We start from the raw sequence: 23,692 nt of genomic DNA, 5'->3' as shown, positions 1-23,692 counted from the left end.
CCCATATCGTACATCGAGGAGGACACATGCGCACCCAGGTCGCGATCATCGGCGGTGGGCCCTCGGGGCTGCTTCTCTCGCAACTTCTGAATCGCGAGGGTATCGAGACGGTGGTGCTCGAACGGAAGACCCGCGACTACGTGCTGTCGCGCATCCGTGCGGGCGTGCTCGAACAAGGCACGGTGAGGCTCCTGCGCCATGCCGGCGTCGGCGGACGCATGGACGAGATCGGCCTGCCGCATGACGGCTGCTATCTCTCGACGGTCGAGGGCAAGTTTCACGTCTCGTTCCGGGACATGGTGAACGGCCAGGTGCTGGTCTACGGCCAGACCGAGGTGACGCGCGATCTCTACGACGCGCAGGACGCCATCGGGGCCACGCACGTCCACGAGGTCGAGGATGTCAAAATCCATGACGCAGAGAGTGAATATCCTCACGTAACCTACCGCAAGGACGGGAAAACACATCGGATCGACTGCGACTACGTGGCAGGCTGCGATGGCTTTCATGGCGTCAGTCGTCAGACCATTCCCGCGGGCGTTCGCCGCGAGTTCGAGCGGGTCTATCCGTTTGGCTGGCTGGGCATCCTGTCCGAAACCGCACCGGCGGCCGACGAGCTGATCTACGCGAACCATCCGCGCGGCTTCGCGCTCGCGTCCATGCGCAATGAGCGTCTGTCGCGCTACTACGTGCAGGTTCCCGCGGACGAACCGATCGAAAAGTGGACCGATGAGGCGTTCTGGGACGAGCTGCGCCGGCGGCTGCCCGATGACGTGGCCGAAACGATGGAGACGGGTCCGTCGATCGAGAAATCCATCGCGCCTTTGCGATCCTTCGTTTGCGAGCCCATGCGTCACGGGCGCTTGTTTCTCGTGGGCGATGCGGCGCACATCGTGCCGCCGACGGGCGCCAAGGGCCTGAACCTCGCGGTGGGTGACGTGCATTATCTCTATGAGGCGCTGCGTCGGTGGTATCGCGACGGCGACGCCGAAGGCATCGACAGCTATTCTGTGACCGCGCTCAAGCGGGTCTGGGGGGCGATGCGGTTTTCCTGGTGGATGACCAGCATGTTGCACCGCTTTCCGGATCAGTCGGAGTTCGACCAGAGGATGCAGGAAAGCGAGTTGCGCCAGCTCATCACCGTGCCATCCGCACGGGCCACGATGGCACAGAACTACGTAGGGCTGCCGTACTGAACGCGCGGGGCGGATCGGAGAGGTCCGCCACGGCGTCGCGCACATGAGTCCGGTAATTAGTATTATGTAAATAAAAAGCTCATCTGCATCGCGTATTACCGCGCCGCATTGACCGTTGCATCGTTCTGCGAAACGGTCCCGGCGAACACAAGTTGAGGGACCGCGCCCATGTACCTTGCCATGAACCGCTTTACCGTGCCCGTGGAGAATGCCGAGGCGTTCGAGGCGCTCTGGCTCAACCGCGACAGCCACCTCAAGGAGATGGACGGCTTCGTCGGTTTCCACATGCTCAAGGGCTCCGAGACCGACGGTCGCATCCTCTACGCGTCGCACACCGTCTGGCAGACCGAAGAGCATTTTCAGGCCTGGACGCGCAGCGATGCCTTTCGCGCCGCGCATAAAGGCGCTGGCGAAACCCGCAAGCTCTACGACGGGACTCCGCAATTCGAAGGCTTCACCGCGATCCAGGAAATCGGCGCACGCGACTGAGCCCGGAACCCGCGCGTGGCAGCGATGCAGCTTTGCGATGGCGCATCGCTGCGACGCCGCGAGATCTGGACAGTGCCGCGTGACCGAACGTAAATTGCCGACGTTCAACGTGCCACGAGAGCGACCCAGATGACCCCGCGCGACCGCGACTACCTCGTCAAACTCACCAACTCGGATTCCATCGAGGCGCTGTGGTCCACCCATTGCGAGCGGATGGCAGAGTACGGGTTCGACCGCCTGTTCTACGGGTTCACGCGCTTCCGCACCCCGAACTCGCTGGGCGATCCCAACGACTTCGTTATGCTGACGAACCACGACCAGAGCTACACCGACACCTTCGTCGGCCAGCGGCTCTACCACTCGGCGCCGATGGTCCGCTGGGCGCTCGACAATGACGGCGCGTGCTCATGGAAGGTGTTGGCCGACATGGTCGAGACCGGCACGCTGACACCGGAAGAGCGTCGTGTGATCGACTTCAACCGGTCATGCGACGTGACCGCCGGCTACTCGATCAGCTTTCGATCGGTGTCGAACAGGGCCAAGGGCGCGATTGCACTGACCGCGCGCCCGGGCACGTCCCAGGACGAGGTCGACGCGAAATGGGCCAGGCATGGCGACGATATCGTGCTGATGAACAACATCGTGCATCTCAAGATCCTCACCCTGCCCTACGTTCCGCCGAACCAGTCGCTGACAAAGCGGCAGCGCGAGGCGCTCGAATGGGTCGGTGGCGGCAAGACCATGGCCGATATCGCGCAGATCATGGGGCTGACACAGGCGACCGTGGAAAAGCACCTGCGGCTCGCGCGCGAAGCACTGAACGTCGAGACCACGGCGCAGGCCGTAATGAAGGCGGCCTTCCAGAACCAGATGTTCGTGCTGGACATGTGAGTACGCGTTGACCGTGCGTGACGACCGAATGCTGCGGCCCGAGGCGCGTAGCGGACGGTTTATGACGCTAGGTCAGGAAAACCGGACTACCTCGATCGGCGACTATTCGCCATCCTGATCATGTTCCGTGAGTGACGGTCGCAAGACCGGGGAACACGCGGCCGGACCCCGTATTTTCGGGACCTCCGGTCGCGGCGACCCCCCGGGGTCGCGCCGCGGCTCCGACCGGTGCGATTGCCGCCGGACCGTCCGCACCGACAGGATGACCTTCCACCTTCTCCCCAATGTCTTCGGGGGGCGTCCAGACGTCGTGAAGCGATTGAAGTACACATAGCAAGACGCTTGTTTCAAACAGAAAGAAGCCGCCCTTCGGGGCGGCTTCCATTCGTGTCCAGTGCGTCGGAAAAAGGGCTCAGCCCTGCGCGGCCTTGGCGACCTCGGCGGCGAAGTCTTCCTTCTCCTTCTCGATCCCCTCGCCCACGGCGAGGCGGACGTAGCCGGTGATCTCGACGCCGGCATCGGCCGCGGCCTGGGCAACGGTCTTGTCGGGGTCGACGACGAAGGCCTGACCAAGCAGGGTCACTTCGGCGAGGAACTTCTTCATGCGGCCCTCGATCATCTTCTCGATGACCTGCTCCGGCTTTCCGGACTCGCGGGCGATGTCCATCTGGACCTGCTTTTCCTTCTCGACGACCGATGCGTCGAGCTCGGCCTCGGAAAGCGCTGCGGGGTTCGATGCCGCGATGTGCATCGCAACCTGGCGGCCGAATGCCTCGTTCGAGCCGGTCATCGCCACGAGCACACCGATCTGGCCCATGTTGTCGGCCGCGGCATTGTGCACGTAGGTGGCGATGGTTTCGCCCTCGATCTTCGCCATGCGGCGCAGCGACATGTTCTCGCCGATGGTGGCGATCTTGTCGGTGATTGCGTCCTGAACGGTCTTGCCACCCATGTCCGCGGTCGCCAGAGCGTCAACGCTGTCCACGGTCACGGCCTTGTCGGCGATGTCACGGACCATCGACTGGAAGTCGGCGTTCTTTGCGACGAAGTCGGTCTCGGCGTTGACCTCGACCGCGACGCCGGTGTTGCCCTCGACGTTGACGGCGACGAGGCCCTCGGCCGCGGTGCGGCCCGACTTCTTGGCCGCCTTGGCGAGGCCCTTGGTGCGCAGCCAGTCGACGGCGGCGTCCATGTCGCCGTCGTTCTCGGTCAGCGCCTTCTTGGCATCCATCATGCCTGCGCCGGTCATCTCGCGCAGTTCTTTCACCTGTGCAGCGGTGATCGCCATCACGGCTCTCCTCATCTTCGTTCGGATCGGGGGGCAGGCCCGCGGCCCGCCGCCCCTCATGTCAAAGTCGCGTGTCGCTTATGCGACAGCTCGCTCAGGCGGTCTGGTCCGCGCCTTCGGCAGCGGCCGGCTCTGCGGCCGGCTCGACCTCTTCGCCCTGGTCCTCGAGCGCGCCGATGTCGACGCCTGCGCCTTCAAGCTGGGCGGTCATGCCGTCAAGCGCGGCACGGCTGGCGAGATCGCAGTAAAGCGCGATGGCGCGGGCCGCGTCGTCGTTGCCGGGGATGATGTAGTCAACGCCGTCGGGCGAGCAGTTGGTATCGACCACGGCCACGACCGGGATGCCGAGCTTCTTGGCTTCGGCGATGGCCAGCTGCTCTTTCTTGACGTCGATGACGAACAGCAGGTCCGGAACGCCACCCATCTCGCGGATGCCGCCGAGCGACGCCTGCAGTTTGGCCTGCTCGCGCTCCATGCCGAGGCGCTCTTTCTTGGTGAGGCCCTCGGCACCCTGGTCCATCTGCTCGTCGATCGACTTCAGACGGTTGATCGACTGCGAGACGGTCTGCCAGTTGGTGAGCGTGCCGCCCAGCCAGCGGTGGTTCATGTAGTACTGCGCGCAACGCTCGGCGGCGTCGGCGATCGGCTGCTGCGCCTGGCGCTTGGTGCCGACGAACAGCACGCGGCCGTTCTTCGCAACGGTTTCGCGGATGACATTGAGCGCGGCGTCCAGCATCGGGACGGTCTGCGTCAGGTCGACGATGTGAATGCCGTTGCGCGCGCCGTAGATGAACTCGCCCATGCGGGGGTTCCAGCGCTGCGTCTGGTGGCCGAAGTGCACGCCTGCCTCAAGCAGCTGGCGCATGGAGAACTCGGGAAGAGCCATGCCCTGATATCCTTTCCGGTTTCGAGCCTCGGCGGAGCACATGGACCTGTGGGTCCAACCGGTGGACGTCCGGGGATGTCTGTCCCGAGCCGCCCTGCCCCGCCTGCGGAGTTGAAGTGGCGCGCGTCTAGCGCAATCCGGCGGCCGGAGCAACCCCCGACCGACGTTTGCCCCTGCCTGTCCGACCGCGACCGCGCGAAGGTCCGTGGATCGTCAGAGGAAGACCCGCTCGACGAACCAGTATCCGCCGACGAGCGCAATGGCCGCCGAGGCCGGCGTCGCCACGTAGACGCGGTAGGCGTTCAGCTTGTCGACATTGAACGCCGCCAGCCCGCACAGCGCGGCCAGCGCGGCCAGCGGCACCAGGAAGACCGGTGCTGATGCGCCCATCGTCTCCACGAACGCGGTTCCGTTGAGCCCGAAGGCCAGCGCCACGAAGGCAAGCGTGAGGATGCCGTAGACAATCTGCGCACGGCGCGGATCGGCGTCGAGCCGGTCGACCTTCAACGCGTAAGCCACGATCAGGAACGCAACGGCGATGACGAAGAGCTGGCCGACCTCGACGCCCACGTTGAAGCCTAGAAGCGCCGGGACGAACTGGCTTTGCGGCAGGCCGAATTCCTGCAGGACCGACGCGAAGCCCAGCCCGTGCAGCAGACCGAAGACGAACACCACCGCCGGGCGCCACGGCGACAGTCCGCGCGACAGGATGTTCTCGACCGCGACGTAGACAATGGACGCCGCGATGATCGGCTCAACCACCGAGGCCGGAACACTCACCACCCCCAGGGCTCCCGCCGCGAGCGTCACCGTATGCGCGGCGGTGAAGGCCGACACCTGCCACAAGAGCGCCCGCACCCGCGGCGCGAGGAAGAAGAGACCCAGCACGAAGAGGATGTGGTCCAGGCCCATGGGCACGATGTGCTCGAACCCGACCGGGATGTAGCGTGCAAAGGCGCCGAACGCGCTGTCCGCGCCACCGCCCGACAGCGCGATCGCGTCGGATTGCTGGCCGGGATCGAGATAACCCGTGTAGGGCTCATCCACGCCCTGCTGGCGCAGCACCGCCTGGCCGTATTCTGCGGGCCACGTCACGCGAAGCTCCGTCGCGGCCTGCGGCAGGTCGCCCGAGAAGGTCAGGACAGTATCGCGGGGGAGCTCGGTGTTGCCCATCGGACCGACCTCGACAGCTTCCAGCGCAAGTGGCACTTCGGCGCCGTCGGCGGTGACCGAAATGCGGTTCGCGATGTCGTCGCCCATGTCTTCGATCCGCGCGGCAAGCTCCTCGGGAGGAAGCTGGCGGAGGTCGTCCACCTCGGCCGAGAGCTCGGTGGCGTTGGTGTCCTCGACACCCTCAAGGTCAAGCCCGGCAACCGCCGCCTCGCCGTTCATCGTCACGGTCATGCTCAGCGCGCCGTCCTCTGCCGTCAGGTCCGCGATTGCGGGGCGCACCTCGTGCGCGTGGACAGCGGATGCCGCGAGCATGACGAACGCGGTGAGAAACGAGAGGAAACGGCGCATTTGGCCCTCCTGAACATTGATATGGTCGCGGGCCGAGCGGCCGTTCGGAACACAGCTTAGGTCAAGGGTAAGCGTGGGCAATGCGGCGCTGCCTCATTGCCGTCTTGCGCGGCCGCTGCGCGTCGGTCACAACCGCCGCCATGATTGCCCGTCCCGAAATCCTGTGCATCGGCTCCGTTCTCTGGGACGTCATCGGCCGCTCGCCCGCCCAGATGGCGAAGGGGGCGGATGTGCCCGGGCGCATCGTGAAGCTGCCGGGGGGCGTCGCACTCAATATCGCGATGACACTGGCGCGGTTCGGACTGCGGCCCGCGCTGTTGTCAGCGGTGGGCCGCGACCCCGAGGGCGACGAATTGATGGCGGAATGCATCGGCCTCGGCCTCGAGACCTCCTTCGTCTACCGCTCGGACGACCTGCCGACCGACCGATACATGGCCGTCGAGGGCGCCAACGGACTGATCGCCGCGATCGCCGACGCGCATTCCCTCGAGGCCGCGGGCGCCAAGATCCTGCGGCCTCTGACCGACGGCACGCTCGGCAGCGCGCATCAGCCCTACCAGGGCGCAGTGGCGCTCGACGGGAACCTGACCGCGCAGTTGCTGGAGGAAATTGCCCGCTCGGACGATTTCCGTGCCGCGGACCTGCGTATCGCGCCGGCCTCGCCGGGCAAGGCCGACCGGCTGCTGCCGTTCCTGCGCGCGGGCCGGGGCACACTCTACGTCAATTGCGAGGAGGCGGGCATTCTCTGCAAGACCCGCTTCGACGACGCCACGACCGCGGCCCAAGCGCTTGTGGACCGCGGCGCGGCGCGCGCACTGGTCACCCACGGCGGCGCAGAGAGCTGCGACGCGACCGCCGATCTCACCCTCACCCGGTGTCCGCCCGAGGTCCTCGTCACGCGCGTGACGGGCGCGGGCGACACCTTCATGGCCGCGCATATCGCCGCCGAGCGCGCGGGCGCCGATCGCGAGACCGCGTTCGCCCGCGCACAGGACGCCGCGGCCCTCTTCGTCTCCGGAGACACCCCCTCATGAGCGAAAGCCTCGTCACCCCCTCTCCCGCAGTTGCCGACGCGCTGGCCGAAGGCCGGCCCGTCGTCGCTCTGGAATCCACGATCATCAGCCACGGGATGCCCTATCCCCGCAACGTCGAGGTCGCCCACGCCATCGAGCAGGCGGTGCGCGACAACGGGGCCGTGCCCGCGACCGTCGCGGTGATCGACGGCATCCTGCGCGTTGGCCTCGAGCCCGCCCAGATCGAGGCGCTGGCGCAGGCGCGCAACGTCGCCAAGCTGAGCCGCGCCGATCTTGCCGTCTGCATGGCCGAGGGCCGCACCGGCGCGACCACCGTCGCAGCCACCATGATCGCCGCCGCCATGGCCGGGATCGAGGTGTTCGCCACCGGCGGCATCGGCGGCGTGCACCGCGGCGCGGAAATGAGCTTCGACGTCTCCGCCGACCTTCAAGAACTGTCGCAGAGCCCGGTCACCGTGGTCGCCGCCGGCGCCAAGGCGATCCTCGACCTGCCGAAGACGCTGGAGGTGCTGGAAACCCTTGGCGTTCCGGTCATCGCCTTCGGTCAGGACGCCCTGCCCGCCTTCTGGTCCCGCAACTCGGGCCTTCGCGCGCCGCTCCGGATGGACGAGCCGGCGGACATCGCCCGCGCCCATCAGATGCGCCGGCGCATCGGCGTGCCGGGCGGACAGCTCGTCGCCAACCCGATCCCGGCCGAGGCCGAGATCCCGCGCGCCGAGCTGACGCCGGTCATCGGCCGCGCCATGCAGGACGCCACCGATCACGGCATCGGCGGGAAGGACCTGACGCCGTATCTCCTCCAGCGGATCTTCGAGCTGACCGAGGGCCGGTCGCTCGAGGCAAACGTCGCGCTGGTCCTGTCGAACGCCGCGCTCGGCGCGCGGATTGCCTGCGAATTGACCGTCACGCCCGAACCGCCGGTCTGAGCACGGGACGCGGCATTGTAAGTTGCCGCGTCGCTTCCTAATTTTTCGGCAAATCGCCGCGGACAAACCCCATGACCACGCCCTTCGAGCCCAAGCCGCGCAGACCCGGCTTCGTCGCCCGCCTCCGCGCCAGTTTCCTGACCGGGATCGTGGTGATCGCGCCTGTGGGGCTGACGGTGTGGCTGATCTGGACGGTGATCGGCTGGATCGACGGCGTGGTGCTGCCGCTGGTGCCCGACCGCTTCAACCCCGAGCAGTACGTGGGCATCAATCTCCGCGGCATCGGGGTGATCTTCTTCCTGTTCTTCACGGTGCTGGTGGGCTGGATCGCCAAGGGCCTGATCGGCCGGTCGCTGATCCGCTGGGCCGAGAGCCTCGTGGGGCAGCTGCCCATCGTGCGTTCGGTCTACAACGGCGTGAAACAGATCGCCGAGACGGTCTTCGTGCAGTCCGACCGCAGCTTCGAAAAGGCGTGCCTGGTCGAGTATCCGCGCAAGGGCATCTGGGCCATCGGCTTCATCTCGACGGAAACAAGGGGCGAGGTCGCGCGGCGTGCGATCACTTCGGGGGGCATGATCTCGGTCTTCGTGCCGACGACGCCGAACCCCACATCGGGCTTCCTGCTGTTCTTCCCGGCCGAGGACGTGATCGAGCTCGACATGAGCCTCGAGGACGCGGCCAAACTCGTGATCTCGGCGGGCCTCGTCTATCCCCATGACGTCGCGCCGGAGGAAACCCCGGCGCGACTGGCATCCTGATCGATCAGGCGCCGGTGTCGGCGCACTGAACGCCGGCGGGCCGGTTCGGCACGTCGAGGGCGCACTCGTTCTCGGTCACCGGGGCGGCAGGCGCGGGCGCGGGTGCCATGGTCGACTCGCAGGCTGCGAGAAGAAGGCCGGCGGCGAGGAGGGAAAGCTTGATCTTCATTGGGTCCGTAACTCCTGATTCCGTCACGCCGTCCCTCGACGCAACCCAACGCGAGCTAGCCGACCTCACCCTCCGGTAAAGCCGAATCACGGTTCTGTGACCCAGATCGTTATCAGCTAGTTGAACATGCGCACCAAATCGGCGCTCTGACGGACGTTCAGGTCATCCTTGTGACGCCGCAGGAACTCCGACGCGGCGTCGCGTCCGGCCTTTTTCAATTGCAGGATCACCGTCGCGATGGGCACGATCTTCGTCGCCACCGACAGCCGGTTCATCAGCTCGTCGTCCGACACCATGTGCACCAGCACCCGCTTCATGGCGCCCTCCGCCACCGATCCCGAGGCGATCAGGCGCTGGACGAACTCGATCGCGCGCAGCTCGCGCAGAAGCGAGGAGTTGAAGCTGATCTCGTTGATGCGGTTCTGGATCTCCTGCGGCGTGACCGGCATCCGTTGCCGTTCGAGCGGGTTGATGTTCACGATAAGCACGTCGTCGGGCAGATCGGGCGCGAAAAGGGGAAACAGCGCCGGGTTGCCGGTATAGCCGCCGTCCCAGAACGCCGCGCGCTCTCCGGTCAGAGGATCGTCGGCGTAGACGGCCTGGAACACCGTGGGCAGGCAGGCGGAGGCGAGGATCGCCTCGTTGCTGATCTTGTCGCCGGTGAAAACGCGGATCTTGCCGTCGTTGACGTGGGTCGCGCAAACGCAAAGCTTCGGCCCGTCGACGGCGCAAACCTCGTCGTAGTCGAGCTTTTCGACGATGGGCTCCACCGGGTTCCGGTAGAGAGGCCCCCAGCTGTAGGGCGACATCACACGGGTCAGGCCGTCGCCCACCGCGTAGCCCGGTGAGTATTCGACCGCGAGGCTCAGGAGGCCGGGTTCGGGAAGCCAGGCATTCATCCATTCGGGCAGGTTCAGCGCATTGAGCTGGCCGATCTCGTGCCACACCCAGTCGAGCATCTCCTTGGCGCCGTCGCGGCCGCCCCGCACCCAGCCCGCTTTGAGTGCCGCGCCGTTCAGCGCGCCGGCGGACGTGCCCGAGATCGCGGCGATCTCGATGTCCTCTTCCTCGAGAATGCGGTCGAGCACCCCCCAGGTGAAGGCGCCGTGCGCGCCGCCGCCCTGAAGCGCCAGGTTGATCCGTTTCATGCCGGTCCCTTCGTCTGTCTCACAGCAAAGGTATGGACGGGAGAGGATCGAACAAGCCGAAAGTTTCTGCGCTGCGGCAAAGGGGCTGTGCGCCCCTTCGCATCGTCGCCGCGCCGAACGAAGTCAGCCGAGCGCGTAACCCGCGCCGCGCACGGTGCGGAGCGGATCGCCGCCGCCGTGCTGACACAGCGCCTTGCGCAGCCGCCCGATATGAACGTCCACCGTGCGTGTATCGACGTAGATGTCTCGGCCCCAGACCCGGTCCAGAAGCTGCTCGCGCGACCAGACGCGTCCGGGCTTCTCCATGAAGGTCGACAGCAGCCGGAACTCGGTCGGCCCGAGCTTGAGCGACGCGCCGTCGCGGGTGACCCGGTGGGTCTCGGAATCGAGGATGATATCCTCGTACTCCAGCCGCATTCCAGCTGCGGCAGGACGCGTGCGGCGCAGCTGTGCGCGCACCCGGGCCATCAGCTCGACCACCGAATAGGGCTTCACCACGTAATCGTCGGCGCCGGTCTCGAGGCCGCGCACGCGGTCGACTTCCTCGGACCGGGCCGAGAGCATGATGACCGGAACGTTGCGGGTCTCGGGCCGGGTCTTGAGCTGGCGGCAAACCTCGATCCCGCTGGTCTTTGGCAGCATCCAGTCCAGCACGATGATGTCGGGATGCTCCTCGTCGACCACGAGAAGCGCCTCGTCCCCGTTGATCGCCTTGGCGACGCGGAAGCCCTCGGCCTCCAGGTTGTAGCTCAGCACCTCTCGCTGGGCGTCCTCGTCCTCGACCACGAGAACGACGGGCTGATCGGCGGCCATGGTGTCAGTCCTCCTGCCCCGGTCCGCCCTCGGCCTCGGGAGAGAACCGGGTGTCGGTCGAGGTGTGATCCGCCTTGGGCCGCTTTTCATCGGGAAGCGAGCCATCGACGAGGAACACCACCTGTTCGGCGATCCCGGTCACGTGGTCGCCCATCCGCTCGATGTTCTTGGCGATGAAGTGCAGGTGCATGCAGGCGGTGATGTTGCGCGGGTCTTCCAGCATGAAGGTCAGGAACTCGCGGAAGGCGGCGTTGTACATCTGGTCGACGTCGCGGTCGCGCTCGATCACGTCCTGGGCCAGCTCTGAGTCCCGCTGGATGTAGCTGTCCAGCGCGTCCTTCAGCATCAGCTCCACCTCACGGGCCATGCGGCGCAGGGAGGTGGCCGAGCCCTCGATCGGGTGAAGCTGGACGAGGACGCCGGTCCGCTTCGCCATGTTCTTGGCGAGGTCACCGATACGTTCGAGATTGCTGGCCATGCGCAGCACGGACAGGACCACGCGCAGGTCCGAGGCCTGCGGCGCGCGCAGCGCGATCAGGCGCGCCGCGCTCTCGTTCACCTTCTCCTCGAGAGCGTCCACCGGCTTGTCGCGGCGGCGGACCTCGTCGGCCAGTTCCTCGTCGCGGGTCTCGAGGCTCTTGGCGGCATCGCGGATCGCGGTCTCGACCAGTCCGCCCATCTTCATGATGTCGGCCTGGATGCCCTCTAGGTCGTGGTCGAAGGCCGAGACGATGTGCTTGGAAAGTTGATCGCCCATGATGTCTCCCTCAGCCGATCCGGCCGGTGATGTAGCTTTCGGTGCGGCTGTCCTGCGGGTTCGTGAAGATCTTCTCGGTGTCGTCGTATTCCACGAGATTGCCGAGGTGGAAGAACGCGGTCTTCTGGCTGACACGCGCGGCCTGCTGCATCGAGTGCGTCACGATCACAACCGAATAGTTCTGCTTGAGCTCGTCGATCAGCTCCTCGACCTGGCTGGTGGCGATGGGATCGAGCGCCGAGCACGGCTCGTCCATCAGCAGGACCTCGGGCTCGGTCGCCACGGCCCGCGCGATGCACAGGCGCTGCTGCTGGCCGCCCGACAGCCCGGTGCCCGGCGCGTCCAGCCGGTCCTTCACCTCGTCCCAAATCGCGCCGCGGCGAAGCGCGGTCTCGACGATCTCGTCGAGCTCGGCCTTGTTCTTGGCAAGCCCGTGGATCTTGGGCCCGTAGGCCACGTTGTCGTAGATCGACTTGGGGAACGGGTTGGGCTTCTGAAACACCATGCCGACCTTGGCGCGCAGCTGCACCGGGTCGACGCGCTTGTCGTAGATGTTTTCGCCGTCGATCTCGATCAGGCCCTCCATGCGGGCGATGTCGATGGTGTCGTTCATGCGGTTGATGCACCGCAGGAACGTGGACTTGCCGCAGCCCGAAGGGCCGATGAAGGCGGTGACGGTCTTGTCCTGGATGTCGACCGAGACATCCTTGATCGCGTGGTTGGTGCCGTAATAGACCTGCACGTCCTTGGCGGAAATCTTGATGTCGGTCTGGCCCACGCGGTTCTCCGTCCGGTTATGGTCTGCATCGTACATGGAAAATCTCCTTACCAGCGGCGCTCGAACTTGCGGCGCAGGATGATGGCCAGTGCGTTCATGGCGAGCAGGAACACCAGAAGAATGATGATCCCGCCCCAGGCTTTCTCGTAGAAGGCCGGATCCGAGCGGGCTGCCCAGGTGTAGATTTGCGCCGGCATGGCCGAGTTCGGGTCCATGAGGCCCGAGACGATGCCGTCAGGATAGCCGCGCGCGACGTAACCGACCATGCCGATCAGCAGGAGCGGCGCGGTCTCGCCAAGCGCCTGCGCGAGCCCGATGATGGTGCCGGTCAGGATGCCGGGCATGGCCAGCGGCAGGACGTGGTGGAAGACCGACTGCATCTTCGAGGCGCCCACCCCCAGCGCGGCGGAGCGGATGGACGGCGGCACCGACTTGAGCGAGGCTCGGGTCGAGATGATGATCGTCGGCAGCGTCATCAGCGTCAGCACGAGGCCGCCCACCAGCGGCGCCGATTGCGGCAGGCCCGCGAACTGGATGAAGACCGCGAGGCCGAGGATGCCGTAGACGATCGACGGCACGGCCGCGAGGTTCGAGATGTTCACCTCGATGAAGTCGGTCAGCTTGTTCTGCGGCGCGAACTCCTCGAGGTAGATCGAGGCCGCGACGCCGATGGGCAGCGACAGCACAAGCACCACCAGCATCATGAAGAACGACCCGATGACCGAAGCGCCCAGGCCGGCGCCGCCGGGGTTGTCCACGCCCGAGTCGGTGCCCGTGATGAAGTCCCAGTCGATGACATTGGTGAGCGTGCCGGCCTCGACCAGCCGGTCCACGATATCGAGGTCCTCGGGCGTGAGGAACTTGCTCTCGGCCAGAGACTCGCGGCTCAGGCCGCCATTGAGGTACCGGTCGACGCGGCTCGACGCGGGCACGTTGAAGGTGACCGGCTCGCCCAGCTGGTCCTGGTTCGCGAGATAGAACTCGCGGATTTCGCTGCCGACGTTGCCCATGATCCGGCCGACTGCGTCCTCTTCGACCTCGACGTCCCCCTCGCCTTCCGCGTTCAGCTGCTGTTGCAGAGCCTGGACGAAGAGCTGCTCGTAAGCGCCCGTCTTCAGAAGCTTGCTCTCGGCCTCGTCGAACTGCTCCTGGCTGAGGTTGATCTCGAGCGACACCGCCGTTTCGGTGAACGCGGGAAGCCCCGAGCGCAGGATCGAGAACGTCAGCGCCAGAAGGAAGAACACGCCGACGCCGATGGCCGCGATGCCGTAGTACTGGAACCGCTTTTCGGCCCGGTTGCGGCGACGGGTGTTGTCGTCGGTGGTGATGATCGACTTCGACTTGCGGCCGGGATCGACGGCCGGCGTCGCGCCTGCGGTTGCGTCGGTCATTCGTACTGCTCCCGGTATTTCCGCACGATGTAGAGGGCGAGGACGTTGAGCCCCAGCGTGACGACGAAGAGGGTCATGCCGAGCGCGAAGGCGACCAGCGCCTCGGCAGAGCTGAAGTCCGCGTCGCCGGTCAGCTGGCTGACGATCTTGGCGGTGACGGTGGTCATCGCCTCGAACGGGTTGAGACTGAGCCGCGCAGCCGCGCCGGCGCCCAGCACGACGATCATGGTCTCGCCGATGGCGCGCGAAGCGGCCAGTAGGATGGCGCCCACGATGCCGGGCAGCGCCGCGGGCAGGATCACCTGCTTGATGGTCTCGGACTGCGTGGCGCCCAGCCCGTAGGAGCCATCCCGCATGGCCTGCGGGACCGCGTTGATGACGTCGTCCGACAGCGAGGAGACGAACGGGATGAGCATGATGCCCATCGCGAGGCCCGCGGTCATCACCGCCGTGCCGCCGTCCATCCAGCCCACGGTGTCGTCACCGAAAACCCGCAGCAGCAGAGGCCCGATCGTCAGAAGCGCGAAGAGACCGTAGACGATGGTCGGGATGCCGGCGAGGATCTCGATGGCGGGCTTGGCAACCGAGCGCACCCGCTTGGAGGCATATTCCGACAGGTAGACCGCCGCGAACAGGCCGATCGGCACCGCCACCAGCAGCGCAATCAGCGAAATGTAGAGCGTGCCCCACAGCAGCGGCAGGATGCCCAGCTCCGACCCACCGCCGAAAGATGGCGACCAGGTGGTCGAGAGGAAGAAATCGCGCGCCGGGTAGATGCGGAAAAATTCGATGGTGTTGAACACCAGGCTCAGCACGATGCCGATCGTGGTCAGGATCGCGATGCAGGAGGCGAGGATCAGCAGGCTCTTGATGCCGCGCTCGACCGAGTTGCGGGCACGGAAGGACGGCGTGCTTTCCCGGACGCCCCAGCCGAGTCCGGCCAGCGCCAGCGCGACCACGAGGGCGAAGCGCGCGATATCGCCGGTGCCGCTAAGCCCCCGATATTGCTGCGCCGCCTCGAGCACGGCCGGCGTCACGTCCGAGCCGAGCGCCACGCCCGCTTCGCCCAGACGCGCGCGCACGTCCGTCGACTGCGTGTCGAGCGACCGCGCCTCGTCACGCGACATGACCCCCTGCTCCACCGCGATTCCGAGACCGTTGGCCACGCGGCGAACGTCGGTCATCACCAGGCTCACCGAGCGGTCCTGCCGAACGCTTTCATCCTGAAGGCCCGCCCGCACCGAGCGGTCGACCACGATGGGCTGCGCCAGCAGCCACACCAGCATGAGGAGGAAGGCCGGGACCATTGTCTTCAGAAGGACGTTGGTGCCGTAATACGATGGCAGCGAGTGCAGCTTGCGCTGGTCGCCGTCTGTCGCCTTGAGCGCCCTCTGCCGACCGATCACGTAACCGATCGCGCCGAGCGCCAGGACGATGAGTGCCAGCAACGTGTTCGACATGCGCGTCCCACCTGCTCTCTTGTGCCGAGTGTCGGGCGCCCCATACCGCGGACCGGGTGCCCGGAAAAGTCGAGGGAGGCCACGCGCACGCGGCCTCCCCGATCGCGGATCAGCCGGTTACGACTGCGAGTCCATGGTGGTCTCGTTCTCGATGCGCTGCTGCACCTCGTCGAGCTCGCCCTCGGGCAGGGACACCAGGCCGTAGTTCGACAGCGGGCCGTCGGGGCCTGCGATCTCGTCGGCCATGAAGAACTGCGCGTATTCCTTGAGGCCCGGGATCACGCCGATATGGGCCTTCTTGATGTAGAAGAACAGCGGGCGCGACACGGGGTATTCGCCCGAGGCGATGGTCTCGGTCGAGGGCTGGACGCCGCTCATGGTGGCGACCTTCAGGGTGTCGGTGTTGTTCTCGTAGAACGCGAGGCCGAACACACCCACGCCGTCGGGGTTCGATTCGAGGCGGGCGAGGGTCTCGGTGTAGTCGCCGTCGATGTCGACCGACGCGCCGTCGGTGCGGACTTCCATGCACGCGGCCTCTGCATCGTCTTCGGACATGCCCATGTCGTTGACCATGGCGTCGTAGGCGCCGGTCTCTTCGCAGCCTGCGAGAAGGACGTTCTCTTCGAACACTTCACGAGTGCCGTGACGGGTGCCCGGGATGAAGGCCGAGATCTCGACGTCCGGCAGGTCGCCGTTCACGTCGGACCAGTTGGAGTTCGGGTTCGACGCCATCTCGCCGTCCTGCGGCAGGTTGGCGGCGAGCGCCTGGTACCAGTCGCTGGGCTCGAACGCGGTGAACTCGGGGCCCGACTGCTGGCTGGCGAAGACGATGCCGTCATAGCCGATGCGGACTTCGATGATCTCTTCCACGCCGTTCGAGGCGCAGGTCTCGACCTCGCCGTCGCGGATCGCGCGCGAGGCGTTGGCGACGTCGATGGTGCCTTCGCCGACACCTTCGCAAAAGCGCGACAGGCCGGTGGACGACCCGCCCGACTCGACCACCGGGGTCGGGAAGTCGGTGTTTTCGCCGAATGCCTCGGCCACGATGGTGGCGTAGGGCAGCACGGTCGACGAACCGGCGATCTGGACGTTCTCGCGCGACTGGGCGAAGGCCGGAGCAGCGACGGCGATCGCGAGGGCGGACGCGGTGAGCGTGACGGATTTCATGGACGAACTCCTGAGTTTCATCTTTGGCGTCAGAGACCATTCCCCGATGGCCTTGGCGCACTCGCTAAGAGCGTGGCGCTATGCTTTTGTGACAGCCGCGTAACGGTTTTATGACAACGCCGGATGACGCCTCGGAAACTACTAGGATTTTTCCACCGCAGGGCGAGGTCAGGCCATCGGTTATCGCCGTGCCCTGGCCGGTGAACCGCCCCAGCCTCCTGATTTCGTGAACAAACTTTTCGGCCTGGCCGTGCGTCGCGAAGTTGGCCCGATCGGAAGCTTGGTGCGCGGCGAACCGCCGGCGCGCCTCGGGCTTTGCGCCAACCGGAGAATCGCCGCCAAGGGGCGTCAGCCCACCGGCAGCACCACGGTGAACTCGGTGCCCTGCCCCGGCGTGCTCTCGACGAAAAGCCTTCCGCGGTGGCGGTTCACGATGTGCTTGACGATGGCGAGGCCAAGCCCGGTGCCGCCCTTTTCGCGCGAGCGGTGGGTGTCTATGCGGTAGAACCGTTCGGTCAGGCGCGGGATGTGGATCGGGTCGATGCCGGGTCCGGTATCGGCAATGCGCAGCCGGACGCCGTGGCCGCGCACCTTGGCCTCGTATCCCGGCCCGGTGAGCATGACCCGCACGGTGGCGTCCCGACCGGCATATTTCACCGCGTTCTCGATCAGGTTCCAAAGCACCTGCCGCAGCTGGTCGGTGTCACCGATGATCTCGATGTCCTCCGGCGGCAGCTCGATTTCGATTGTGACCCCGGCATCCCCCGCCAGCGTCTCGAACGCGCGCACGACGCCCGCGACCAGCCCGCGCATCTCGACCCGCGCGGTGGGGCGCACGCGCTCTTCCGCCTCGACCCGGCTGAGCGACAAGAGGTCCGACACCAGCCGGTTCATCCGTCCGGCCTCGCTTTCCATGATCGACAGAAACCGCTCCTGCGCCGCCGGATCCGTCCGGGCGGGTCCGCGCAGCGTGTCGATGAAACCGATGAGCGCGGTCAGCGGCGTCTTCAGCTCGTGGCTCACGTTCGCGACGAAATCGCGGCGCATCTGTTCGGCATGGGCGCGGTGGGTTTCGTCCTCGAGGCACACCAGCACGCCGGGAGTCGTGCCCTCGGTCAGAGGCCGCGCGAAAACGAGGAACGAGGTGTCCTGCCGCCCGTCATTCGACAGGTAGCGCGCGCGCGCGGGCTTTCCGTCGCGGAACGCGGCTTCCACTGCCTCGATGATCTGCGGCTGGCGCAGCGCGGTGATAAAATGGCGCCCCTCGATCGCGCGCCCGAGCAAGGCCAGCGCCTCCTCGTTCGCCGAAACGATGCGTTCGTCACGGGACACGAGCAGCGCCGGCAGCGGAACCGCCGCCACGACCGAGCCCGCATCCGCGACCATCAGACAGCGGCCTCCACCGCTGCGGCAAGCCCGCCGTCGATGGCCGCGAACAGCGCCTCCGGATCCTCCAGCCCCACGGAAACGCGGAACGTCCCTTCGGAGATGCCGATGGCGGCGCGTTCCTCGGCGCTCAGCGCCCGGTGCGAGGACGAGGCGGGATGCGACAGCGTGGTGCCCGCGTCCCCCAGCGTCGGCGCGAAGGCCAGCCCTTCGGCGGCAGCAGTGAAGGCATTGGCGGCGGCGCGTCCGCCCTCGAGCGTGAAGGTCACCATGTGACCGCCCTGCCCCTGCAGCACCGCCTGCGCGCGCCCGCGGTCCGGATGGTCGTCTCGCGTGGGATAGAGGACCGACTCGATGCCCGCCCGCCCCGCGAGATGATCGGCCAGCCGTCGCGCCGTGGCCTGCGCCCGCTCGAAGCGCAGGTCGAAGGTCAGAAGGCCGCGCTCGGCCAGCCAGCAGTCGAACGGGCTCGGCGTGAGGCCGGTCGTCACGGCGAAAGTCCGGATCGCCTCGGCATGCTCGGGCGCGCGCGCCCCGACCCAGCCGAGCGTCACGTCCGAATGTCCCGCCAGGAGCTTGGTCACCGACTGGATCACCACGTCGGCGCCGTGCTCCGCCGGCCGGATCGCCGCAGGCGTCGTGAACGTGTTGTCCACCGCAAGGATCACGCCCCGGTCGCGGCACAGCCCGGCGATCCCGTCGAGGTCCGCGATCCGCAGCGTCGGATTCGACACCACCTCGATCAGCACCAGCCGTGTCTCGGGGCGCAGCGCGGCCTCGATGGCGGCCACGTCGGTCGGGTCGGCCAGCGTGGTCGCGATGCCGAGCCGGGGCAGATCCTCGCGCATGAGCCGAAGCGACCGGCCATAAAGCTGGTCGCCGCCCACCACGTGATCGCCCGCACGGCAGAGGCCCATCAGCGCGGCCGTGACCGCCGCCATGCCCGATCCGGTGACGATGCCGCCGGGCACGCCTTCGAGCGCATCGAGCCGAGCCGCCAGCGCGTCGGCGTTCGGGTGTCCCTCGCGGGCATAGGTGTAGCCCGCGGCGCGGCCCTCGTACTGCGCGTCAAGCGCGTCCGGCGTGTCGCTCGCGTAGACCACCGAGGGCATGATCGGCGTCACCACCGGGCGCGAGGCCGTGCGCGGCGGCACGGCGGGCCGGATCAGCGTGGGTTCCACCTGCGGGTCGTCGGATCTGTCGGTCATGCGGGGCCTGTCGTTCTGTCTGTCTGCTCTTGCGTCCCGGGCGACGCCGTCAGAGCGGTGCTAGCCCGTCGCGGAAGCGCGCGGCGTTGCGCTGGTAGTTCAGCGCCGAAGCCTCGAGCTTCTGGATCGCGGCGGCGTCGAGCTCTCGCACGACCTTGCCGGGCATCCCCATCACGAGGCTCCCGTCGGGGATCTCCTTGCCCTCGGGGACGAGCGCGCCCGCCCCGATCAGGCAGTTCTTCCCGATCTTCGCGCCGTTGAGGATCGTCGCGCCCATGCCCACCAGCGAGTTGTCCCCGATGGTGCAGCCGTGAAGCATCGCCTTGTGGCCGATGGTGCAGTTCGTGCCGATGGTCAAAGGAAAGCCCATGTCGGTGTGGCAGACCACGTTCTCCTGCAGGTTCGTGCCCGCGCCGACGGTAATCGTCTCGTTGTCGCCGCGCAGCGTCGCGCCGAACCAGACCGAGCTTTTCCCGGCCAGAACGATCTTCCCGATGACGTTCGCATCGGGCGCCACCCAGGCATCTTCGGCGATCTCGGGCGCGTGCCCTTCCAGTGCGTAGAGCGTCACGACAATCCCTCCTCGAATTCGGTCTGAAGCGCGCGCACATGGGCGTTCAACCCCGGCTGCTGCGACCTGCGCAGGCGCGCGGCGGTGATGATGGCTTTCAGCCGCTCTTCGGTTTCCGACAGGTCCTCGTTCACCAGAACGTAGTCGTAGCCGCCCCAGTGGCTGATCTCGTCCCAGCTCTTCTCCATCCGGCGCTGGATCGTCTCGGACGTATCCTTGGCCCGGCTTTCCAGGCGTCGCTTGAGCTCGCGGATCGACGGAGGCAGCAGGAAGATTGACAGCGTGTGCAGGTTCAGCGGCGAGTTCTGCAACTGCTGCGCGCCTTGCCAGTCGATGTCGAAGAGCACGTCCTTGCCGGCGTTGATCGCCACCTCCACCGGGCCGCGCGGCGAGCCGTAGAAGTTGCCGAAAACGTGGGCGTGCTCCAGCATCTCACCGTGGCCGACCTGGCGCTTGAACGCCGCTTCCTCGACGAAGAAGTAGTCGCGCCCGTCGACCTCGCCGTCGCGCGGCGCGCGCGTGGTGGCCGAAACCGAGAACTCGATCGACGGATCCCAGTCCCGCAGCCGCCGCGCCAGCGTCGACTTGCCCGCGCCCGACGGCGACGAGAGGATGATCAATAGCCCGCGGCGGTCGGTCATCGGCTCACTCCACGTTCTGAACCTGTTCGCGCATCTGGTCGATGGCGGTCTTGAGCGCGAGGCCGGTCTGCGTCAGCGCGGTGGATCCCGCCTTGGCGCAGAGCGTGTTGGCCTCGCGGTTGAACTCCTGCATCAGGAAGTCGAGCCGGCGGCCCACCGGCTCGGGGTCCTCGAGAAGCGCACGGGCCGCCGAGACATGGGCGTCGAGGCGGTCGATCTCCTCGGTGACGTCGGACTTGACCGCGATCAGCGCAAGCTCCTGCGCGAGGCGATCGGGATCGACGGCATCGGTGGCGCCGGTGATGCGCGCGATCTGCGTCGCCAGCCGTTCGGCCTGCTCGGCGCCGCGGGTGGCGGCGGCCTCGCGTGCCTGCTCCGCGAGCGTGGCGACGGTGGCCAGCTGGCCGGTCAGAACTTCCGAGATCCGCGCGCCCTCGGCGGTGCGCATGGCGACAAGGTCGTCCACCAGCACTTCGAGATCGGCGAGCAACTCGGATTTGAGCGCCTCCGGATCGGGGGTGGCCTGCGTCCATTCCGTCATGCCACGCAGCGCGGCGATCTCCGCGGCACTGGTCGGCCCGACCGACAGGCCTGCCGTATGGGCCTCGGCCTCGATCCGCGCGAGAGCGCGCAGCGCACCCGACAGAACCGCTTCGTTCAACGTCATCTCGAGGGCCTGGCCATCAGAGGCGAGCCGCAGCGTGACCGACACCGAGCCGCGCGAGAGTTTCGCCTGGAAGGCAGCGCGCACCGCGGGTTCGAGACCTTCGATGCCGTCTGGAAGACGCGTGCGGAGCTCGAGCCCCTTGCCGTTGACCGAGCGCACCTCCCACGTCCAGCTCGCCCCGGCGCCCGCCCCCTGGCGTGCCGCGAACCCGGTCATCGACTGACGCATGACGTGCCTCGTTCCGTTTCAAACCCTTGGGCCGCTTACGCCAGCCCGATCCCGCAGGCAAGCGCGGCGGGCGGCAAGGATTTGGTAGGAAGTGTTAACCAGCCGGATCTAATTGAGGCGTAATTGCGGTCGAATTTGATATATTAAGGCAATGTTAAGGCTTCGGGCAGACGGTGGCGCGACGGGAACGCGCCGCTCCTCCGCCCCCGGCGAGTGGAGATGCGCCATGTTCGGCAGAAACAAGAACGACGGATCGCAGGTGGTCTCGATGACGGAGCGCGAGCGCGCCCAGCGTCTGAAGCCTCTGCGCCAGCTCGAGACGTATTGGCGGACGCTTGCCGGAGAGGCCTGCGGCGTACCCTACCGCGATGCGGTCGATCCGCGCAGCATCCAGGACGCTCTCGAGATTGCCTTCCTTGCCGAGCGCATCGCGCCGGGCATCGTGCGGCTTCGGGTCGCCGGATCGCATCTCGCCGACCTGATGGGCATGGAGGTCACCGGCCTGCCGCTCTCCTCGTTTCTCATGCCCGACGTCCGCGAGGACGCACGCGACGCGGTCGAGCGGGTGTTCCGCGACGGCGTGGCCCTTCATGCCGAGATGGAGGCGTGCCGTGGTCTCGGACGCGGGGCCCTCTCGGCGCATTTCTTGCTGCTACCGCTACGCTCCGAAGGCGGACGGCTGGACCGGGCGCTGGGCGGCATCGTCACGCATGGCCAGATCGGCCGCGTGCCCCGTCGCTTCGACAGTTTCGCGGCCCGGCATTCGGATCTGGAACTGCCCGCGGCTCCGGTCGCACCGGTCACGCCGCCCCTGTTCCCGAAATCGCCCGCGCTGACCGGATTCGCCGAGGCGCAAAGCCCGTTCGGCCCCGACCCAGAGGCGCCGCGTCAATCCCCGGCCCCTTACCTGCGGCTCGTGGTGTCGAACGACTGACGGGACACCGGGTGTTTCAAGCCACGCGCGTCGCGAACCTTGCGCAGCCGAACGAAAAAGAGCGCCCCGATCGGGGCGCCCATTCTGTCACCGAGTAGACCTGTCCGTCATTCGGCAGCGAGCGGCCGCGCGGTCAGGTCGGCCAGAACGGCGCGAAACTCGGGACGGCTTCCGGCATAGGCGATGGTGGCCGACAGCATTCCGGGCTTGGAGCCACAATCGTAGCGCGTGCCCGAGAAGCAGAAACCGCACATGCCGACCTTGGCCGCGCCGGCCGAGATCGCGTCCGTGAGCTGGTACTCACCGCCCGCGCCGCGGGTCAGGTTCGACAGGTCCTCGAAGATCGACCCGTCCAGCACGTAGCGGCCGACGACCGCCTGGCGCGAGGGGGCATCCTCGGGCGCGGGCTTTTCGACCATGCCGTCGGCAAGGATCAGGTCGCCGTCACGGCCGGTCTTGGACAGGATGCCGTAGCTCGACACCGCGTCCTCGTCGACTTCCATGGTCGCGACCATGTGCCCGGCCTTGCGGGCGTCGTAGCTGCCGATCATCTCGGCGATGCAGCCGGGCTCGCCGAGGATCAGGTCGTCGGGCAGGATCACCGCCACGGGTCCGGGCAGCACGTCGTCCTTGGCACAGTTGATGGCATGGCCGAGACCGAGCGGTTCGTCCTGCATCACGAACCGAACCTCGATTTCGCCGTCGCACAGCGCGTTGTCATGCAGCATGTCCGCGACCGCGTCCTTGCCCTTGTCGCGAAGCGTCCGCTCGAGATCGGCGTCCTCGCGCACGTAGCGCTCGATCGCGTCCTTCGACGGATGGCTCACGAACACCATACGCTCGATGCCGGCTTCGCGGGCCTCGTCGATGGCGAACTGGATCAGCGGCTTGTCCAGCACCGGGAGAAGTTCTTTCGGGGTCGATTTCGTGGCCGGCAGAAACCGGGTGCCGAGCCCGGCCACCGGGAAGATCGCCGTCCGCACCTTGGTCTTTTGGGGGAAAGCGTCGATCACGTTCGTCATCGGAAGTCTTGCTCCTGCGTTCGGTCGAGGTCATGCCGCAGCGCGGCGTATGGCAAAGAGCCTATGGGCCCCGACAGATAAGTCAAAATTGCAGGCCCACCGCACCTGCACACGGCGCACAAACGCGTATAACGTGTAAGGGTTCCACCGTCTTATCAATGAGTTGCGCGGATTATTGCCGGAATGGTCCAACACGTTGTTTTCACCCCCGAACCCGCCGATTTCACGCGATTTGTCGCGAAATCGCTCATGCGGCGCTGCAGTATCGGGCAGCCGACCTCTGCAATCGCTCAAAAACCGTGCATCTTCGGGCCGGAGCCTCAAACGGCCCGCCGGATGTGGACTTGGACCGGCCCGCGCCTA

General features: G+C 66.7%; 24 protein-coding genes. 7 read left to right on the top strand and 17 right to left on the bottom strand.

Features of this window, described 5'->3' with window-relative positions; translation table 11 throughout:
• The first annotated feature begins 26 nt into the window (after positions 1–26).
• From pobA to BMX29_RS05975, 3 genes are all read left to right on the top strand, one after another.
• A complete protein-coding gene (pobA, locus tag BMX29_RS05985) occupies positions 27–1,196 on the top strand; it encodes a 4-hydroxybenzoate 3-monooxygenase (RefSeq protein ID WP_092811184.1) in 1,170 nt (389 codons plus the stop codon).
• A 168-nt stretch (positions 1,197–1,364) separates the two neighbouring features.
• Positions 1,365–1,685, top strand: a complete 321-nt coding sequence (gene hmuQ / locus BMX29_RS05980; RefSeq protein ID WP_092811182.1) for a heme-degrading protein HmuQ — start codon at positions 1,365–1,367, stop codon at positions 1,683–1,685.
• 129 nt (positions 1,686–1,814) lie between these two features.
• Positions 1,815–2,576 carry a helix-turn-helix transcriptional regulator gene (locus tag BMX29_RS05975; protein ID WP_092811180.1) on the top strand — a complete coding sequence of 254 codons (762 nt, stop codon included), beginning with the start codon at positions 1,815–1,817 and terminating at the stop codon, positions 2,574–2,576.
• A gap of 412 nt (positions 2,577–2,988) precedes the next feature.
• Here the strand turns inward: BMX29_RS05975 and tsf are convergent, their stop codons facing one another.
• From tsf to BMX29_RS05960, 3 genes are all read right to left on the bottom strand, one after another.
• The gene (gene tsf / locus BMX29_RS05970; RefSeq protein ID WP_043841230.1) at positions 2,989–3,864 is read right to left on the bottom strand and encodes a translation elongation factor Ts; all 876 of its coding nucleotides are present in this window, start codon (positions 3,862–3,864) and stop codon (positions 2,989–2,991) included.
• Positions 3,865–3,958: 94 nt separating this feature from the next.
• Entirely contained in the window at positions 3,959–4,750 is a 792-nt protein-coding gene (rpsB, locus tag BMX29_RS05965) for a 30S ribosomal protein S2 (protein ID WP_043841229.1), read from the bottom strand.
• Between the two features lie 213 nt (positions 4,751–4,963).
• On the bottom strand, positions 4,964–6,271 hold the full coding sequence (locus BMX29_RS05960) for a HupE/UreJ family protein (RefSeq protein ID WP_092811178.1): 1,308 nt from the start codon (positions 6,269–6,271) through the stop codon (positions 4,964–4,966).
• A 140-nt stretch (positions 6,272–6,411) separates the two neighbouring features.
• On the opposite strand from BMX29_RS05960, the gene BMX29_RS05955 reads away from it, so the two are divergent.
• The 3 genes from BMX29_RS05955 (at position 6,412) to BMX29_RS05945 (ending at position 8,989) form a co-directional block, all read left to right on the top strand.
• Positions 6,412–7,305, top strand: a complete 894-nt coding sequence (locus tag BMX29_RS05955) for a PfkB family carbohydrate kinase (protein WP_043841831.1) — start codon at positions 6,412–6,414, stop codon at positions 7,303–7,305.
• Positions 7,302–8,231, top strand: a complete 930-nt coding sequence (locus tag BMX29_RS05950; protein ID WP_092811176.1) for a pseudouridine-5'-phosphate glycosidase — start codon at positions 7,302–7,304, stop codon at positions 8,229–8,231. Before BMX29_RS05955 ends, BMX29_RS05950 begins: the two co-directional genes overlap by 4 nt.
• Positions 8,232–8,302: 71 nt before the next feature.
• The gene (locus tag BMX29_RS05945) at positions 8,303–8,989 is read left to right on the top strand and encodes a DUF502 domain-containing protein (protein WP_043841226.1); all 687 of its coding nucleotides are present in this window, start codon (positions 8,303–8,305) and stop codon (positions 8,987–8,989) included.
• A gap of 4 nt (positions 8,990–8,993) precedes the next feature.
• On the opposite strand, the gene BMX29_RS19155 is transcribed toward BMX29_RS05945, so the two are convergent.
• The 13 genes from BMX29_RS19155 to BMX29_RS05885 form a co-directional block, all read right to left on the bottom strand.
• Positions 8,994–9,158: a hypothetical protein gene (locus tag BMX29_RS19155; protein ID WP_157835857.1), complete on the bottom strand. Its 165-nt coding sequence runs from the start codon at positions 9,156–9,158 to the stop codon at positions 8,994–8,996.
• 116 nt (positions 9,159–9,274) lie between these two features.
• Complete coding sequence (locus tag BMX29_RS05940; RefSeq protein ID WP_092811174.1) at positions 9,275–10,306, bottom strand: patatin-like phospholipase family protein; 1,032 nt, start codon at positions 10,304–10,306, stop codon at positions 9,275–9,277.
• A gap of 123 nt (positions 10,307–10,429) precedes the next feature.
• Positions 10,430–11,119 (bottom strand): phosphate regulon transcriptional regulator PhoB, encoded by a 690-nt coding sequence (gene phoB, locus BMX29_RS05935; RefSeq protein WP_043841222.1) that lies wholly within the window; start codon positions 11,117–11,119, stop codon positions 10,430–10,432.
• Positions 11,120–11,123: 4 nt separating this feature from the next.
• Entirely contained in the window at positions 11,124–11,876 is a 753-nt protein-coding gene (phoU, locus tag BMX29_RS05930; RefSeq protein WP_043841217.1) for a phosphate signaling complex protein PhoU, read from the bottom strand.
• A 10-nt stretch (positions 11,877–11,886) separates the two neighbouring features.
• Positions 11,887–12,690 carry a phosphate ABC transporter ATP-binding protein PstB gene (pstB, locus tag BMX29_RS05925; protein ID WP_043841215.1) on the bottom strand — a complete coding sequence of 268 codons (804 nt, stop codon included), beginning with the start codon at positions 12,688–12,690 and terminating at the stop codon, positions 11,887–11,889.
• Between the two features lie 11 nt (positions 12,691–12,701).
• A complete protein-coding gene (gene pstA / locus BMX29_RS05920) occupies positions 12,702–14,045 on the bottom strand; it encodes a phosphate ABC transporter permease PstA (RefSeq protein ID WP_092811172.1) in 1,344 nt (447 codons plus the stop codon).
• Positions 14,042–15,505 carry a phosphate ABC transporter permease subunit PstC gene (gene pstC, locus BMX29_RS05915; RefSeq protein WP_043841211.1) on the bottom strand — a complete coding sequence of 488 codons (1,464 nt, stop codon included), beginning with the start codon at positions 15,503–15,505 and terminating at the stop codon, positions 14,042–14,044. Before pstC ends, pstA begins: the two co-directional genes overlap by 4 nt.
• A 117-nt stretch (positions 15,506–15,622) precedes the next feature.
• On the bottom strand, positions 15,623–16,672 hold the full coding sequence (locus tag BMX29_RS05910) for a PstS family phosphate ABC transporter substrate-binding protein (RefSeq protein ID WP_043841209.1): 1,050 nt from the start codon (positions 16,670–16,672) through the stop codon (positions 15,623–15,625).
• Positions 16,673–17,020: 348 nt separating this feature from the next.
• Positions 17,021–18,058, bottom strand: coding sequence for a sensor histidine kinase (locus BMX29_RS05905; RefSeq protein ID WP_092811170.1), 1,038 nt, complete (start codon positions 18,056–18,058; stop codon positions 17,021–17,023).
• Positions 18,058–19,266 carry a trans-sulfuration enzyme family protein gene (locus BMX29_RS05900; RefSeq protein WP_092811168.1) on the bottom strand — a complete coding sequence of 403 codons (1,209 nt, stop codon included), beginning with the start codon at positions 19,264–19,266 and terminating at the stop codon, positions 18,058–18,060. Before BMX29_RS05900 ends, BMX29_RS05905 begins: the two co-directional genes overlap by 1 nt.
• A 49-nt stretch (positions 19,267–19,315) precedes the next feature.
• Positions 19,316–19,837 carry a gamma carbonic anhydrase family protein gene (locus BMX29_RS05895; RefSeq protein ID WP_092811166.1) on the bottom strand — a complete coding sequence of 174 codons (522 nt, stop codon included), beginning with the start codon at positions 19,835–19,837 and terminating at the stop codon, positions 19,316–19,318.
• Complete coding sequence (gene gmk, locus BMX29_RS05890; protein ID WP_043841204.1) at positions 19,834–20,478, bottom strand: guanylate kinase; 645 nt, start codon at positions 20,476–20,478, stop codon at positions 19,834–19,836. The genes BMX29_RS05895 and gmk overlap by 4 nt, the downstream gene beginning before the upstream one ends.
• 4 nt (positions 20,479–20,482) lie before the next feature.
• The gene (locus BMX29_RS05885; protein WP_092811164.1) at positions 20,483–21,373 is read right to left on the bottom strand and encodes a YicC/YloC family endoribonuclease; all 891 of its coding nucleotides are present in this window, start codon (positions 21,371–21,373) and stop codon (positions 20,483–20,485) included.
• A gap of 226 nt (positions 21,374–21,599) precedes the next feature.
• On the opposite strand from BMX29_RS05885, the gene BMX29_RS05880 reads away from it, so the two are divergent.
• Complete coding sequence (locus tag BMX29_RS05880; RefSeq protein ID WP_092811162.1) at positions 21,600–22,307, top strand: PAS domain-containing protein; 708 nt, start codon at positions 21,600–21,602, stop codon at positions 22,305–22,307.
• A gap of 107 nt (positions 22,308–22,414) precedes the next feature.
• On the opposite strand, the gene BMX29_RS05875 is transcribed toward BMX29_RS05880, so the two are convergent.
• A complete protein-coding gene (locus BMX29_RS05875; RefSeq protein ID WP_092811160.1) occupies positions 22,415–23,329 on the bottom strand; it encodes a UTP--glucose-1-phosphate uridylyltransferase in 915 nt (304 codons plus the stop codon).
• Between the last annotated feature and the right edge of the window lie 363 nt (positions 23,330–23,692).

The organism is Roseivivax marinus (assembly GCF_900109705.1).
Classification (GTDB): Bacteria; Pseudomonadota; Alphaproteobacteria; order Rhodobacterales; family Rhodobacteraceae; genus Roseivivax; species Roseivivax marinus.
This window is presented reverse-complemented; position numbering and strand designations above follow the sequence as displayed.